This window comes from Phycisphaerales bacterium (assembly GCA_035627955.1).
Taxonomy (GTDB): Bacteria; Planctomycetota; Phycisphaerae; order Phycisphaerales; family UBA1924; genus JAEYTB01.
Genome location: DASPKU010000014.1, coordinates 69,777 through 84,444 on the forward strand (window position 1 = coordinate 69,777; position 14,668 = coordinate 84,444).

Below are 14,668 nucleotides of genomic sequence, written 5' to 3' on the forward strand. Positions count from 1 at the left end.
TTGGCCATGGCGCTCCCGCGCAACAAGGCCGCTGTCGCCGCGCCCGCACTGGCCGCCACGCTGGCCGCCACCCTCACGGCCGCGCTCATCTCGCCGGCACACGCCGGCCCCCGCGAGAGCATCACCTTCACCAACGTGCGCAACGATGGCATGCGCAACTGGATCGAGAACGAGTACCGCGACTGCGCCTTCACCGGCGACTACCTCGCCACCCGCGTCCGCATCAGCGGCCAGATCCGCTCCCTCGTCCCCGAGCAGACCCTCCTCGAGACCCAGATCGCCATCGGCTCACCAGACTGGAACATCATCTGGGTCTACCCCTTCGGCGACCTCGCCGACCAGTACGCCACCCACACCCTGCTCGACAGCGAGTTCGACCTCGAGAGCCCCGTCCGCGCCCACGGCCCCTGGGTCTTCCAGTTCTTCGACACCGCCGACGACCCCTCCGGCTGCGACGCGATCTGGGACCACGTCACCATCACCCTCGACGACGCCGCGCCCAACCCGGACATTTTCTACGAGTACCTCTTCACCGACGCCGGTGACACCGTCGACACGGGCGCGATCTCCCGCGGCGAGGGCGCCCTCCACGAGATCCGCGGCTTTGGCAGCGCCGAGGACTCCGACCTCTTCCGCATCCGCATCACCGACCCCTCCAACTTCTCCGCCGACGCCCAGCTCGTCCGCTACTTCGGCGACGGCGCCATGCTCTGCCTCTTCAACGCCCGCGGCAAGGGCGTGCTCGCCATCGACGCCCGTACGCCCATCATCCCGATCCTCAACACGCAGCTCATCACCCTGCCGCCCGGCGACTACTGGCTCGGCATCGCCACCAGCCACCGCTACCCCGTCGACGCCGAGGGCAACCGCATCTGGGACGAGATGATCAACCTCCAGCAGGTCCCCAACGGCCCCGGCAAGTTCGGCGCCCTGCACCACTGGGAGGGCACCGGCGAGACCATCCAGTACCACATCCGCCTCACGGGCGTGGATTACGCCGGCCTGCCCAACACCTGCACCGCCGACTTCAACCAGGACGGAGACGCGGCCACGGACCAGGACATCGAGGCCTTCTTCGCCTGCCTCGGCGGCACCTGCTGCGAGGGCTGCCATAGCGACTTCAACGCCGACGGCGACGTCGCCACCGACCAGGACATCGAGTCGTTCTTCCGCGTCCTCGGGGGCGGGGCGTGCTAAGACGCAATCGCCGCTGAAAAGAGCCGATGGTTCAAGCGATCGAGTCCGCCTCCTTCCAGTTCACGGTCTTCGCGCAATCTGAGCGCTCACAAACGCACCCCGATCGCTCGCGCGATCGGCTCTTTTGATCTATCCTGCCCACCATGAACAAGCTCCTCGCTGAAGGCTTCGGCGCGTTCTGTCTCACCCTCGCCGGCACCGCCGCCATCACCGCCGGCGTCGATCACGTCGGCATCTGCCTCACTTTCGGGCTGGTGGTGATGGTCATGATCTACGCCATCGGCGACGTCTCCGGCGCCCACATGAACCCCGCCGTCACACTCGGCTTTGTTCTCGCCCGCCGCATGCCCGGCGGTCAGGCCGTCGGCTACATTGTCGCGCAGGTTCTCGGCGCCCTGCTCGCCTCCATCATCGTCCGCGCCTGGTACCAGGGCCACCCGACCATCGGCGCCAACGTCGCCGTGGGCGATGGCTCGCTCATCTGGCGCCCGCTCATCGCCGAGGTCGTCCTCACCTTCATCCTCATGTTCGTCATCCTCTGCGTCTCCACCGGCCCCAAGGAGAAGGGCATCACCGCAGCCATCGCCGTGGGCGGCACCATCGCCCTCGATGCCCTCTTCGGCGGCCCCATCTCGGGCGCCTCCATGAACCCCGCCCGCAGCATCGGGCCCGGCGTGATCGCCACGATCTGGCCCGCGAAGAACCAGCTCGCCGAAGTCGCCGGCGTCACCCTGCGCACGCCCCTCGAATCGCTCTGGGTCTACCTGCTCGGCCCCATCGCGGGCGCTGCCCTGGCGGTGCCCTTCTTCAAGGCGGTGACCGGCACCACCACCGCACCCGCCTCGGAGTTCTCGCGGTGAGCAAGCCCCTCCGCGTCGTCTTCGTCTGCGTCGAGAACAGCTGCCGCAGCCAGATGGCCCAGGGCTTCGCCCGCGCCCTGGGCGGCAACGCCGTTGAAGCCTACAGCGCCGGCTCTCGCCCCTCGGGTAAGGTGAACGCAACCGCCATCCAGGTCATGGCCGAGCTCGGCCCCGCGTTCGCCATCGACCACCACGCGTCCAAGTCCCTCGCGGACCTCCCGCCCGTCGACTTCGACGCCGCCGTCACCATGGGCTGCGGCGACGCCTGCCCCATGCTGCGCTGCAAGCGCCGCGTCGATTGGCAGATCCCCGACCCCAAGCACATGCCCCTCGAAGAGTTCCGCCAGGTCCGCGACCGCATCCGCACGGAGGTCCAGCAGCTTTTGGCATCGCTCTGAAAGCGCCGATCGCGCCCGCGATCGACTTCCTCTCGATGCCCTGAGATTCGTCCACCCGAAACCTGCTTGCGATTCATGATCCAGTCTGATCGCTCGCGCGACCGGCTCTTTACGTCCCTTCGCCCTCCCCCCGCCCGCGCTGCGCCAAGAAGTCGCGCAGAATCGCCGCCGCGGCCAGCGCATCCCGCCGCGCCTTCTTCCCCCCGTGCGTCAGCCCCGACTGCGCCATCGACCAGTCCGCGTCCGCGCTCGTCAGCCGCTCATCCTGGTAGTGCACCACGCGCTTCGTCGCCTCGGCCACCCGCGCGCCGAACTCGCGCACCTTCTTCGCCTGCGGCCCCTCGCTGCCGTCCATATTGAGCGGCAGCCCCACCACCAGCTCGCACTTCTGCCAGGCCCCGCACACGCTGGCCACCGCCCGCAGCACCGCCGCCAGAAGGTCCGCGCCCCCGTTCTGCTGGATGGGCACCTCCAGCACCTCCGCCGGCGACACGATCAGCGTCTCCGAATCCCCAACCGCGACCCCCGTGCGCTTGTCCCCGATGTCGATCGCAATGTATCTCACGCCCGTGCTCCGGCCGCTTCCGCCAGCAGCTTCGCCACATCCAGCGGGCGCGTGTACATGTTGATCCCGCCCTCCGCATCCCGCGGCCACTGCTCCACCGGCCGATCCCAGTACAGCTCCAACCCGTTCTCGTCCGGGTCGTGCAGGTACAGCGCCTCGCTCACGCCGTGATCGGCCGCGCCGTCGAGCTCCACGCCCGCGTCCACCAGCCGTTTGAGCGCCACCGCCAGCGCCGCCCGCGAGGGGTACAGAATGGCCGCGTGATACAGCCCGGTCGAGCCCCGCGCCGGAGCCTTTCCACCCTTGCTCTCCCACGTGTTCAGCCCGATGTGGTGGTGGTACCCGCCCGCCGACACGAACGCGGCCTGCGTTCCGAACCGCTGCATCAGCTTGAACCCCAGCACCCCGCAGTAAAACGCCAGCGACCGCTCCAGGTCGCTCACCTTCAGGTGCACGTGCCCGATTCGCACGCCCGCGTCGATCTCACCCGGTCGCTCCTGCTGCTTCTCCAAGTGCCACCCCCTTCGTGCCGGTCCAGAGCTGGAGGATGAAGCCTGTTACACCGCGCCGATACGCCCCCTCACCGCTCCATCCTACACAGTGAACACGCGGGGCCGTTCCCGCCTGCGGAGAGCGAGAAGCGCGACCACAAGGAGTGCACATCATGAGACGGATCTCTGCTGCTGCGTTGCTGGGCCTCACCGTTCTCGCCGGCGGCCTCATCGGCTGCGAGAGCAATGACAACGACTACTACGACGATGGCTACTACCGCGGCGACCGAATCGGCAGCCGCGACTGGGACCACGACCGCGACTGGGACCGCGACCGTCGTCGCGACTGGGACCGCGACGGCCGGCGCGACTGGGACCGCGACGGCAAGCGCGACTGGAACCGCGACGGCAAGCGCGATTGGGACAAGGACTGGGACCACGACCGCGACCACCTCCGCCGCGACCACGACCACCGCGGCGAAGGCATCTTCGACCGCGACTTTGACCGGCGCGAGTGGGACCGCCGCTGATCGCCCAAGCCACGCACTGACCCACCGCGCGCTCACCCGCGCGTGATGACCCAAGCAGGCGAGCACGCTCGACGCGCTCGCCTGCTTCTGTTCATTTGCACGCCCAACAAGCCCCCACACGCACGCGCAACCGCTGTCAAAGCCTGCTCTTGCGCTACCATCCCTCCGACGCGTGAAACGCGATGTTAGTGCCCGCGTACAAAACGGCACGCGGCCTCCGCCGCGCCACCTTAGGAGCAGCTTCGATGTTCGTGCGTGCGTGTCTGATCGTCGGCGCCCTTGCCAGCACCTTCCTGACCGGCTGCGTCCACCACGGCCACCACCGCGCCGTCGTCATCGAAGAGCACCGCGTGCACTCCCACCCGCCCCGCCGCGCGGTGGTCATCGAGGAACGCCACTACGCCCCGCCGCCGCGCGTCATCGTCGAGGAACGCCGCTACGTCCCCGGCCCCACCCTCATCATCGGTGGCGGGTGGGGCGGCGGCTGGCACCACCACCACGGCCACCACCACCATGGCCACCATCACCACCACCGCCGCCACTGGCACTGATGCGTGCCATGGCGACGTCTTCGTCGCTATGGAGCGACTTCGGCCTCACCGTCAGCTCTGACCCAATGAACCGACCCCCTACCGCAGCAACCGCTCCAGGTAGTGGATGTCGATCCCACCCTCCTTGAAGTCCGAGTTCTCCATCAGCCGCGAGTGCAGCGGGATGGTCGTTGAGATCGGCCCCACCTGGAACTCGCGCAGCGCCCGGCTCATCCGCGCCATGCACTGCCGGCGGTCGTCCGCGTGCACGATCAGCTTGCCGATCATCGAGTCATAGTTCGGCGGCACCACGTACCCCGGCACCACGTGCGTATCCATCCGCACGCCCGGGCCGCCCGGCACCTGCCACGTCTCGATCTTCCCCGCCGAAGGCCTGAACCCCTTGTCCGGGTCCTCGGCGTTGATGCGGCACTCCATCGCGTGGCCTTTGATCTGCACGTCCTTCTGCTTGAAGGGCAGGGGCTCGCCCGCCGCCACCAGGATCGACATCTTCACGATGTCGATGCCCGTGATCAGCTCCGTCACCGGATGCTCCACCTGCACCCGCGTGTTGACCTCCAGCATGTAGAAGTTCTGCTGGCCGTCCATCAAAAACTCGACCGTCGCCGCGCCGTGGTAGTTCGCCGCCTTGATCAGCCGCGCCGCGGCCTCGCACACCACTTCCATCTTCTTGCGGTTGACGTTGGGGCTCGGTGCCTCCTCGATCACCTTTTGGTGCCGCCGCTGCATCGAGCAGTCGCGCTCCCACAGGTGCACCGCGTGCCCGTGCTTGTCGCCCAGGCACTGCACCTCCACGTGCCGCGCGTGCTCCAGGAACTTCTCGATGAACACCGCGCCGTTGCCAAAGGCCGCCAGCGCCTCCTGCCCCGCCTGCCGCAGGCTGCTCCGCAGCGTCGCCTCGTTGCGGCACACCCGCATCCCGCGCCCGCCGCCGCCCGCCGCGGCCTTGATGATCACCGGGTACCCGATCTCGTTGGCAACCCGGACCGCCTCTTCCTCTTCCTCGATGGCCCCCTCGGAACCCGGGAAGATCGGCACCTTGTTGGCCTTGGCGGTCCTCTTGCACTCGACCTTGTCGCCGAGCTTGCCCATTGCCTCGGGGCTCGGCCCGATGAACTCGATCTTGCAGTCACGGCACGCCTGCGAGAAGTCCGGCCGCTCGCTGAGGAACCCGTACCCCGGGTGGATCGCGTCCACGTCCGCGACCTCGGCCGCGGCGATGATCCGCGAAATGTTGAGGTAGCTCTCCTTCGCCGGCCCCGGCCCGATGCAAATCGCCCGGTCCGCAAGCCGCAGGTACGGCGCATCCTTGTCGGCCGTCGAGTAGACGCACACCGTCTCAATACCCAGCTCGCGGCACGCGCGCATGATGCGGAGGGCGATCTCACCACGATTCGCGATCAGAACTCTCTTGAACATGTGTTGTCAGTCTCAGGAGGGACGAATCGCGAACAGCTTCTGCCCGAACTCCACGGCCTGCCCGCTCTTGACCAGGATCTGCTCGATCGTGCCGCTCTTCTCGGCCTTGATCTCATTGAACACCTTCATCGCCTCGATCAGGCACACCGTCGTGTCCGGCGTCACCTGCTGACCGGGCTTCACGAAGGGCGGCGAGTCCGGGTTCGGCGCGAGGTAGAGCGTCCCCACCATGGGCGAGTCGATCGTCGGGCCAGCCGCCGCCGCGGGAGCCGCGCTTCCGCTGCTCCCCCCACCCGACGCCGCCGGGGCCGGCGCGCTCACGGGGGCTGCCTGCGGCGCCGCCGCATACTGCACCTGCGGCGCCGCGTGCACAACCTGCGTCGTCCCGCGCTTCAGCGAGATGGACTCCTTCTCGTCCTTGAGGTCCACCTCGGACAGGTCGTGCTCGGCCATCAGGGCCACAAGTTCCTTCAGCTTGCTGATATCAATCATGACTTCTCGGATTGAACCGCAGAGCACGCAGAGAACGCAGAGTCAAACACTCCGAACCCTGCTCCCACATCACATGCCCCGCAATCCGTCCTTCTTCTCCTGTCTTATGCCTTCCTCTGCGATCTCTGCGTGCTCTGCGGTAAAAGGCCTTACAGCGTCGACCACTCCAGGTCCTTGGGCAGCGTGCAGAAGTTCTTCGCCCCCTTCTCCGTGATCACGTACTGGTCCTCGATCCGCACCCCCCCAACCCCCGGCAGGTAGATCCCAGGCTCCACCGTGCACACCATCCCCACCTCCAGCGGCGCGTCCGGGTACTTGGGGTTCAGCCACGGCGGCTCCTTGCTGATCCCCAGCCCATGCCCCAGCCCGTGATCAAACTGCTCGCCGTACCCCGCCTCGTCGATGATGTCCCGCGCGATCTTGTCGATCTCGTGGCACGTCTTCCCGGGCGCCAGCGCCGCGGCCGAGGCCTCCTGGGCCTCCCGCACGATCTCGTAGATCTCCGCGACCTTCTTGGGCCACTTGCCCATCGAGAACGTCCGCGTCATGTCGCCTTGGTAGCCCTGGTACACCGCGCCCCAGTCGATCAGCAGCGGCTGCCCCGCCGTCACCTTTGTCTTCTCGCTCGGGCGATAGTGCGGCAGCGACCCGTTCGCCTTGGCCGCAATGATTGTCTCGAAGCCGGGCTTGCTGCTGCCCCGCATCTTCATTTCAAACTCGAGGATGGCCGCGACTTCCATCTCGCTCTGCCCCGCCTTGATCTGCTTGAGGGTCGCCTTCAGCGCCTCCTCCTGCAGCTTCACGGCCTTTTGGATCAGGGCCACCTCGCTCGCGTCCTTGATCACCCGCAGCGACTGCACCAGCAGCTTGGTCGCCACCAGCCGGTTCTGCGGCCCCTTGCCCAGCGCCTTGGTGATGTCCTCGACGTCCTTCACCGTCAGGTGCTCGGCCTGGAACGCGCACCGGTCCACCCGCGTCGCGGTGAACACCTCCGCCACCGCCGCGGGCATGGCGACCTTGCGCACATAGATCGAGGCGAGCGGCTTGACCGGCTCGAGCTCCTCCACGTACCGCCCGTCGGTGATCACCGTCGCCGACTTGGGCGACACCACCAGGTAGCTGTCACCGCCGAAGAACCCCGTCAGGTACCCGACGTCCAAGGGGTTGGTCACCAGGATGTGGCTGACGTTCTGCTTCTGGGCCAGCGCCCGCAGCCGGTCCATCCGCCCCGCGTACGGCGGACCGCCCCCGTTCGAGGACGCGTCCTTGGGCTTCACGGCGGTGGCTGAGGGCATAGGGGGTCATGATACCGCCTTCACCCCACACGCGCCCGATAGACTCCCCCGCGATGGCCCCGCCCGGTGAACAACACGCGCAAGACCGGGAGGGCGGGCTTTCAGCCCGCAGTGCTGCCTCTGCTTCGCCTCATCCAACCACCCGCGCGCATGCCGGCCCCTCGTTGGTGCTCCTCATCACGCTCATCTGCGTCGCGTGGCCCCTCGGCGCGGTCTTATGGTCTGTCACCGCCGGAGTTATGGAAGGGGACATCACCAAGGCCCCGCCCTCAACCGGCCCCGAGCCCGCCCTCTCCCTCCTGCCCGCGTGGGGACTGCTCGGCTCCACCGCCCTCTGGGCTCTCGCCATCGCCACCCTTGCGACCCTGCTCGCCTGGCCCGCCGCGTGGCTCATCCGCGGGCGCGGCTGGACCATCGCCCCCCTCCTCTTCACCCCCCTCCTGCTCCCAAGTTACCTCGCCTACAACGGTTACAGCACCATCCGCGCCGCCGGCACGCCCCTTGGCTCCTGGCTCGCAGACCTCGCCCAGGGAACCATCCCAAACGCCCCCTCCATCGCCGGTAAGCTCCTGGCCGTCATTGGCTTATCGCTTTGGGCCTGGCCCATCGCCACCCTCGTGCTGGGCTCGTTCATCAGCCGCATCGACGAGCACGTCCTCGAGACCCTCCGCCTCGAGGCCGCGGGCCCACGCAAGTCGCGCGAGCTCTGGCGCTTATGCCGCCCCGGCCTGCTCGCCGCCGCCGCCGTCGTCTTCCTCGTCATGCTCGGCTCGGCCATCCCCCTGCACCTGGCCCAGGTCCCCACCTACGCCGTCAAGGTCTGGTTTGACCTCAACTTAGCCCCCGGCTCCTGGCGCGTCTGGCTCAGCGCCTGGCCCCTCGTCCTCGCCGCGGTCGCCGGCGCGTCCATCATCTCCAGCCGCGTCGTCGCTGCCGCCGTTTCGCACAGCGAAACGCCAGCCGCCCCGCCCGCCGCCGCCCCCGCCCGCGGCTGGCTCCTCACCGGCGCCATCTGGGCCGCCGCCATCCTCATCCCACTCTTGCTCTTCGCCCGCACCGTCCGCGGCCTGCGCCCCTACCACGACTTCTGGTCCCTCTCCGGCGAAGCCGTACTAAGTAGTACGGCCATCGCCCTCGCCACCGGCCTCATCGGCACCCTCCTCGCCGCCGCTTTCTGGCAGGGCCTGAGCGCCGCCCGCCGCCGCCCCACCCTGCTCCTCTGGTGCCTCCGCACCCTGCTGATCACCGGGCTCCTCCCCGGAGTCCTCGTCGGCTCGGCGGTCTCCATCGCCGTCAACACCACGCCCGGCCTGTGGTCGCTGGGCGAGTCGCCGCTAATCCTCGTCATCACCCACACCGCCCGCTTCGGCTTTGTGAGCGCACTCATCGGCGTCTGGCTCGCGGCCGTGGAACCCCGGGCCGAGCGCGACCTCCGTGCACTCGACGGCGCCCTCGGCTTCCGCGGCTGGATCAGCGCCAGCCTCCCCCTCCAGGGCGGTGCCCTCGCCGGCGCGGGCCTGGCCACCGCCGCCCTGTCACTCCACGAGATCGAGGCCGCTGTGGTCGTCCAGCCCCCCGGCACCCCCAGCCTCGCCCAAGTGATGCTCAACCACCTGCACCAGCTCCGGATGCAGGACGTGTCCGCCGCGGCGGTGTCTGTAGTCGTGGTCGGCTTCTTTGTGGCGGGCCTGGCAGCGTGGGCGGCGTCGAAAACGTTGAAGCAGCTCAGGTGACTTCCCAACACCTCTCTCACCGATGCCCGGGGCCCATCCAAACAACCGGCCCGTGCACCTCGTAGCAGGGCTTTCCAGTAGGATGAAGTTGATGCCCTTTGGCCGAGCAGCCTGTGCCCTCCTGTCCGCCGCGGCGCTGCTCGCTCTCCCCTCCTGCACGCGCCACCAGGACGGTCAGCCGCTCAACGTCAAACTCTCCTTCGGCGAGGTCGGCACCTCCCCCGGCCAGTTCAGCTACCCCCGCTGCCTCGACGTCGACCGCTCCGGCGTTTGGGTCATCGACAAGCTCGCCCGCGTGCAGCGCCTTGACGCCGTCACCGGCGAAGGGCGCGGCGGCTGGCAGATGCCCGAATGGAAAGAGGGCAAGCCCACGGGCATGACCGTGTGGGACGCCGAGGGCTCCGACGGTCCCATCGTCTTTGTCGCCGACACCCACTACTTCCGCGTCATGGTGTACGACGGCGGCTCGCTTGCCCCCGGGCGCGAGGGCGAGGGGCTGGGCGCTCTGCTCACCCGCTTCGGCGAGTACGGCAACGGCCCCGGCCAGTTCGTCTTCCCCACCGACATCGCCGTGCTCCCTACGCCCGACGGCAAGGCCATCGCCCGCCTCTACGTCAGCGAGTACCAGCACAACGAGCGCATCAGCGTCTTCGAGCCGAAGTCGCCCGTCACGCGCCAGCAGCTCATCGACGCGGCAAAGGGCGGCGACCTCGGCCCCGCGCCCTCGCCCTTCGAGTTCAAGTTCTCCTTCGGCAGCCAGGGCGACTCTGCCTCCGCCGACACCATCCAGTTCAACCGCCCGCAGTCGATCGCCATCGACACCGCCCGCCAGGAGCTCGTCGTCAACGACGCCTGCAACCACCGCGTCGGCCGCTTCACGCTCGACGGCAAGCTCATCGCGTGGATCAACCCCGATTGCACGACAGGCCCCGCGATCGGCCAGTTCGCCTACCCCTACGGCCTGGCGCTGCTGGGCGATGGCACCGCCCTCGTCTGCGAGTTCGGCAACCACCGCATCCAGCGCATCGACCTGGCCAGCGGCGCGTCGATGGGCACATGGGGCCAGCTCGGCCGCCAGCCCGGCCAGCTCTCGACGCCCTGGGGTGTCGCCGTGAGGGGTGACCTCGTGTACGTCCTCGATAGCGGGAACAACCGCGTGCAGGCATTCGAGAAGCCGCGCTTGAAAGAGAATGTCACCGGCACTTCCGCAGTGAAGAGCACGATCATGCAGGGCCATGATCGTGGCACGGATGATCGCAGCACAGGAGGTGCCGGTTGAACACCCTCGCCGCCGTGCACCTCGGCCCGCTGCACTTCGACGTGCCCGTGTGGCTGCTGCTGATCCCCATCCTGGGCGCGGCCTCCATCTGGATGGCCCGCAAGAGCCTCTCGGGCCTGGGCGGCACCACCCGATGGGTCGCCCTCGTTGTCCGCCTGCTCGTCATCGTCCTGCTCGCGGGCGCGATGGCCGAGCCCAGCTGGCGCAAGGAGAGCAAGGGCGTTGCGGTGATGATGGTGCTCGACGCCAGCGAGAGCGTGCCCCCGCAGGTGCAGACCGACGCCCGCCGCTTCGTCGAAACGGCCATCAAGGACAAGAAACCCGAGGACATGGTCGGCCTCGTCACCGCCGCCAAGGACGCCTACGTACAGCAGCTCCCCAGCAAGCTCAACCGCACGCTCGAGCCTCAGCACATCGGCGCCTCCGACGGCACCAACCTCGCCGCCGCGGTGAAGCTGGCCATCGCCAGCGCGTCCCGAGAGGCCGGGCTCCGAGTCCTCCTCGCCACCGACGGCAACCAGACCGTCGGCGACATCCTCCAGGCCGCGACCACGGCCAAGGCGATGAAGGTCCCCATCGACGTGGTGCCCATCAAGTACAAGTACGACCGCGAGGTCATGATCGACCGCGTCGTCGCCCCCGCCAGCGCCCGCGAGGGCGAGACGATGAGCGTCAAGATCGTCCTGCGCTCGCTCACCGAGACGCGCGGCAAGCTCACCCTCCTCATGAACGGCCAGGCCGTGGACTTGAGCGGCACCGGCGACAACGACCTCTCGACCGAAGTCGAGCTCAAGCCCGGCCTCAACGTCAAGCAGGTGCAGGTCAAGGCCCTCAAGACCGGCCCGCAGGAGTTCAAGGCCGCGTTCGAGGCCTACGAGCACAACGGCCAGGTCGTCGGCGACATCCTCCGCCAGAACAACACCGGCAGCAGCGTCACGTTCGTCGCCGGCGCGGGCAAGGTGCTCGTCATCACAGAGATCGGCGAGCGCCCTAAGGACAGCGAGGAGTTCCTCCGCGCCATGGAGGAGGCCAAGATCGCGGTCGAGGTCAAGACCGCCGACCAGGTCCCCCCCACGCTCACCGAGCTCAACGCCTACGACGCGGTCGTGATGGTCAACCAGTCCGCGTACAAGTTCAGCCAGGCGCTCCAGGAGAACCTGCGGCAGTACGTGCACGACACCGGCGGCGGCCTCGTGATGATCGGCGGGCCCGAGAGCTTCGGCGCCGGCGGCTGGATCGGCTCGCCCCTCGAAGACGCCCTCCCCGTCCGCCTCGACCCGCCGCAGAAGCGGCAGATGCCTCGCGGCGCTCTCGCCCTTGTCATCCACTCGGTCGAAATGCCCGACGGCGTCTTCTACGGCAAGAAGGTCTGCGAGGCCGCCGTCAACTCGCTCTCGCGCCTCGACCTCGCCGGCATCATCGAGTTCACCGGCGTTGGCGCCCACGCCGGCACCGAGTGGGTGCACCCCCTCGAGGTCGTCGCCGACGGCTCCAAGATCAAGCGCTCCATTCAGAACCTCCGCTTCGGCGACATGCCCAGCTTCATCCCCAGCCTCGAGCTCGCCCTCGAGGGCCTTATGAAGGCCGACGCCGGACAGAAGCACGTCATCATCATCAGCGACGGCGACCCCACCACCCCCACCTCCACCCTCCTCGACAAGTTCGTGGACGCCAAGATCACCATCAGCTGCGTCGGCGTCTACCCCCACGGCGGCGCCGACATCGCCAAGATGAAGGAAATGGCCACCGCCACCGAGGGCAACTGGTACTTCGTCAACACCGAGAAAGAGCTCGCCAGCATCCCCGAGATCTTCATCAAGGAAGCCCAGACCGTCCGCCGTTCCCTCATCCGCGAGCAGCTCGCCGGCCCCGGCTTCCCCGCCATCATGATCCCCGGCGCCGACGAGGCCATGCGCGGCCTCTCCGGCGTCCCCAACGTCAACGGCTACGTCGTCACCGGCGAGCGCGAGGGCCTCGCCCTCGTCTCCATCAAGATCAAGGCCGACGACCCCGCCGCGGCGCAGGCCAGCGACCCGCTCCTCGCCGGCTGGCAGTACGGCCTGGGCAAGGTCATCGCCTACACCAGCGACGCCAGCACCCGCTGGAACAAGCAGTGGTCCGCGTGGCAGAACTACCGCCAGTTCTGGGAGCAGCACGTCCGCTGGACCATGCGCCCCAGCGGCAGCGCCAGCGTCCGTATCAGCACCGAGAACAAGGGCGACCAGACGCTCATCACCGTCGACGCCCTCGACAGCAGCGGCGAGCGCCTCAACTTCGCACGATTCAAGGGTCGCGTCGCCGTCCCCGGCGGCGAAGGCCAGGACGTCGACTTCAAGCAGGTCGGCCCCGGCCGCTACCAGAGCACCGTCAAGAGCGACCAGTCGGGCACCTACGTCCTCAGCGTCCGCTACGTCGCCCCCGACGACAAGGTCGAGGGCGGCGTGCTCGAGGGCTCCGCACAGGCCGCGATCACCCGCCCCTTCGCCGACGAGTATCGCACGCTCGAGGACAACACGCCCATCCTCACGCAGGTCGCGGAGATGACCGGCGGGCGCGTGTTCAACAACTGGGAGACCCAGCTGCCCGACCTCTGGTCGCGCGAGGGCGTCACCATGCCCGTCTCCTCGCAGAGCATCTGGCTGCTCATGGCCGTGCTCGGCCTGGGCACCTTCCTCGTCGACGTCGGCGTGCGCCGGGTCCGTATCGACATCCCGCTGATGTGGGGCGCGGTCAAGGGGGTCTTCCGCCGCAGCACCAGCAAGGGCGGCGAGCAGCTCGGCTCGCTCATGCAGGCCCGCGAGCTGGCCAAGAAGAAGATGGCCGAGCGCGGCTCCGCCGGCCAGGCGATCTCCGAAGCCCACCTCAAGGCCGAGGCCAAGGCCGAAGTGAAAGCCGCGATGGACACCGCCAAGCGCAAGTTCGAGGCCAGCCCCGAGCAGCTCAAAAAGGGCGCAACGCAGATCGCGCTCGGCGGCGCCGACGCCCGCCCCGAGGTCTTCCGCGACAAGCCGCGCCCCGTCGACTCACCAGCCGGTACCAAGCAGGAGGACCAGGGCATGAGCCGCCTCCTGAAAGCCAAGCAGAAAGCCCGCGGCGACATGGACGACGGAGCCGCCAGCTGATTGAACCGGTCACCCCCTTTGCCCTTTGAACCTTTGCCCTTTGCGATTTACCCCAGGAGCCTGCAATGGCCACCATCACCAAGACCCCGGACCTTCAGACCCCCGCCGAAGTGAAGGCCGAGTGCGACAAGTTCCGCGACACCTTCGCACGCCTCAAGGCCGAGATCGGCAAGGTCGTCGTCGGCCACTCCGACGTCGTCGAGGGCGTGCTCCTGGCCCTCTTCGCCGGCGGCAACGTCCTGCTCGAGGGCGTCCCCGGCCTGGGCAAAACCCTGCTCGTCCGCACGCTCGCGCAGACCCTGAGCCTGCCCTTCAGCCGCATCCAGTTCACCCCGGACCTCATGCCCTCCGACGTGATCGGCACCAACATCGTCATGGAGGACCACGAGACCGGCCGCCGCAAGTTCGAGTTCCAGAAGGGCCCAATCTTCGCCCAGGTCGTCCTCGCCGACGAGATCAACCGCGCCACCCCCAAGACCCAGTCCGCCCTCCTCGAGGCCATGCAGGAGCGCAGCGTCACCGTCGCCGGCATCAGCTACAAGCTCGCGGCCCCCTTCCTCGTCCTCGCCACGCAGAACCCCATCGAGCAGGAGGGCACCTACCCGCTCCCCGAAGCCCAGCTCGACCGCTTCATCTTCAAGATCGTCGTCGGCTACTCACAGCTCGATGACCTCATGACCATCCTCGACCGCACCACCGCCACCCAGCAGCCCGAGAGCAGCAAGATCCTCGACGG

Annotated in this window: 14 protein-coding genes; 9 read left to right on the plus strand and 5 right to left on the minus strand. The window is 68.2% G+C overall.

What is annotated here, in order from left to right; genetic code table 11:
* Positions 1 to 6 precede the first annotated feature (6 nt).
* The 3 genes from VD997_12705 to VD997_12715 all read left to right on the plus strand — a co-directional run bounded on the left by VD997_12705 (position 7) and on the right by VD997_12715 (position 2,455).
* Positions 7 to 1,197 (plus strand): hypothetical protein, encoded by a 1,191-nt coding sequence (locus tag VD997_12705; GenBank protein ID HYE62848.1) that lies wholly within the window; start codon positions 7 to 9, stop codon positions 1,195 to 1,197.
* A gap of 143 nt (positions 1,198 to 1,340) precedes the next feature.
* Positions 1,341 to 2,057 (plus strand): aquaporin, encoded by a 717-nt coding sequence (locus VD997_12710; GenBank protein HYE62849.1) that lies wholly within the window; start codon positions 1,341 to 1,343, stop codon positions 2,055 to 2,057.
* A complete protein-coding gene (locus VD997_12715) occupies positions 2,054 to 2,455 on the plus strand; it encodes an arsenate reductase ArsC (protein ID HYE62850.1) in 402 nt (133 codons plus the stop codon). The genes VD997_12710 and VD997_12715 overlap by 4 nt, the downstream gene beginning before the upstream one ends.
* A 109-nt stretch (positions 2,456 to 2,564) precedes the next feature.
* Here the strand turns inward: VD997_12715 and ruvX are convergent, their stop codons facing one another.
* A complete protein-coding gene (gene ruvX / locus VD997_12720; protein HYE62851.1) occupies positions 2,565 to 3,020 on the minus strand; it encodes a Holliday junction resolvase RuvX in 456 nt (151 codons plus the stop codon).
* Positions 3,017 to 3,532 (minus strand): VOC family protein, encoded by a 516-nt coding sequence (locus VD997_12725; protein HYE62852.1) that lies wholly within the window; start codon positions 3,530 to 3,532, stop codon positions 3,017 to 3,019. The genes ruvX and VD997_12725 overlap by 4 nt, the downstream gene beginning before the upstream one ends.
* A 152-nt stretch (positions 3,533 to 3,684) precedes the next feature.
* Here VD997_12725 and VD997_12730 point away from each other — a divergent pair, with 152 nt between their 5' ends.
* Both VD997_12730 and VD997_12735 read left to right on the plus strand, forming a co-directional pair.
* Positions 3,685 to 4,041, plus strand: a complete 357-nt coding sequence (locus VD997_12730; GenBank protein HYE62853.1) for a hypothetical protein — start codon at positions 3,685 to 3,687, stop codon at positions 4,039 to 4,041.
* 245 nt (positions 4,042 to 4,286) lie between these two features.
* Complete coding sequence (locus VD997_12735; protein ID HYE62854.1) at positions 4,287 to 4,592, plus strand: hypothetical protein; 306 nt, start codon at positions 4,287 to 4,289, stop codon at positions 4,590 to 4,592.
* A gap of 78 nt (positions 4,593 to 4,670) precedes the next feature.
* Here the strand turns inward: VD997_12735 and accC are convergent, their stop codons facing one another.
* From accC to VD997_12750, 3 genes are all read right to left on the minus strand, one after another.
* The gene (gene accC, locus VD997_12740; GenBank protein HYE62855.1) at positions 4,671 to 6,011 is read right to left on the minus strand and encodes an acetyl-CoA carboxylase biotin carboxylase subunit; all 1,341 of its coding nucleotides are present in this window, start codon (positions 6,009 to 6,011) and stop codon (positions 4,671 to 4,673) included.
* Between the two features lie 12 nt (positions 6,012 to 6,023).
* On the minus strand, positions 6,024 to 6,503 hold the full coding sequence (gene accB / locus VD997_12745; protein HYE62856.1) for an acetyl-CoA carboxylase biotin carboxyl carrier protein: 480 nt from the start codon (positions 6,501 to 6,503) through the stop codon (positions 6,024 to 6,026).
* 149 nt (positions 6,504 to 6,652) lie between these two features.
* Positions 6,653 to 7,798, minus strand: a complete 1,146-nt coding sequence (locus tag VD997_12750; protein ID HYE62857.1) for a Xaa-Pro peptidase family protein — start codon at positions 7,796 to 7,798, stop codon at positions 6,653 to 6,655.
* 239 nt (positions 7,799 to 8,037) lie between these two features.
* Here VD997_12750 and VD997_12755 point away from each other — a divergent pair, with 239 nt between their 5' ends.
* From VD997_12755 to VD997_12770, 4 genes are all read left to right on the plus strand, one after another.
* Positions 8,038 to 9,531 (plus strand): hypothetical protein, encoded by a 1,494-nt coding sequence (locus tag VD997_12755; protein ID HYE62858.1) that lies wholly within the window; start codon positions 8,038 to 8,040, stop codon positions 9,529 to 9,531.
* A 91-nt stretch (positions 9,532 to 9,622) separates the two neighbouring features.
* Positions 9,623 to 10,810: a hypothetical protein gene (locus tag VD997_12760; GenBank protein ID HYE62859.1), complete on the plus strand. Its 1,188-nt coding sequence runs from the start codon at positions 9,623 to 9,625 to the stop codon at positions 10,808 to 10,810.
* On the plus strand, positions 10,807 to 13,932 hold the full coding sequence (locus VD997_12765) for a VWA domain-containing protein (GenBank protein ID HYE62860.1): 3,126 nt from the start codon (positions 10,807 to 10,809) through the stop codon (positions 13,930 to 13,932). Before VD997_12760 ends, VD997_12765 begins: the two co-directional genes overlap by 4 nt.
* Positions 13,933 to 13,997: 65 nt before the next feature.
* A partial coding sequence (locus VD997_12770) for an AAA family ATPase (protein HYE62861.1) occupies positions 13,998 to 14,668 on the plus strand: 671 nt, incomplete at its 3' end.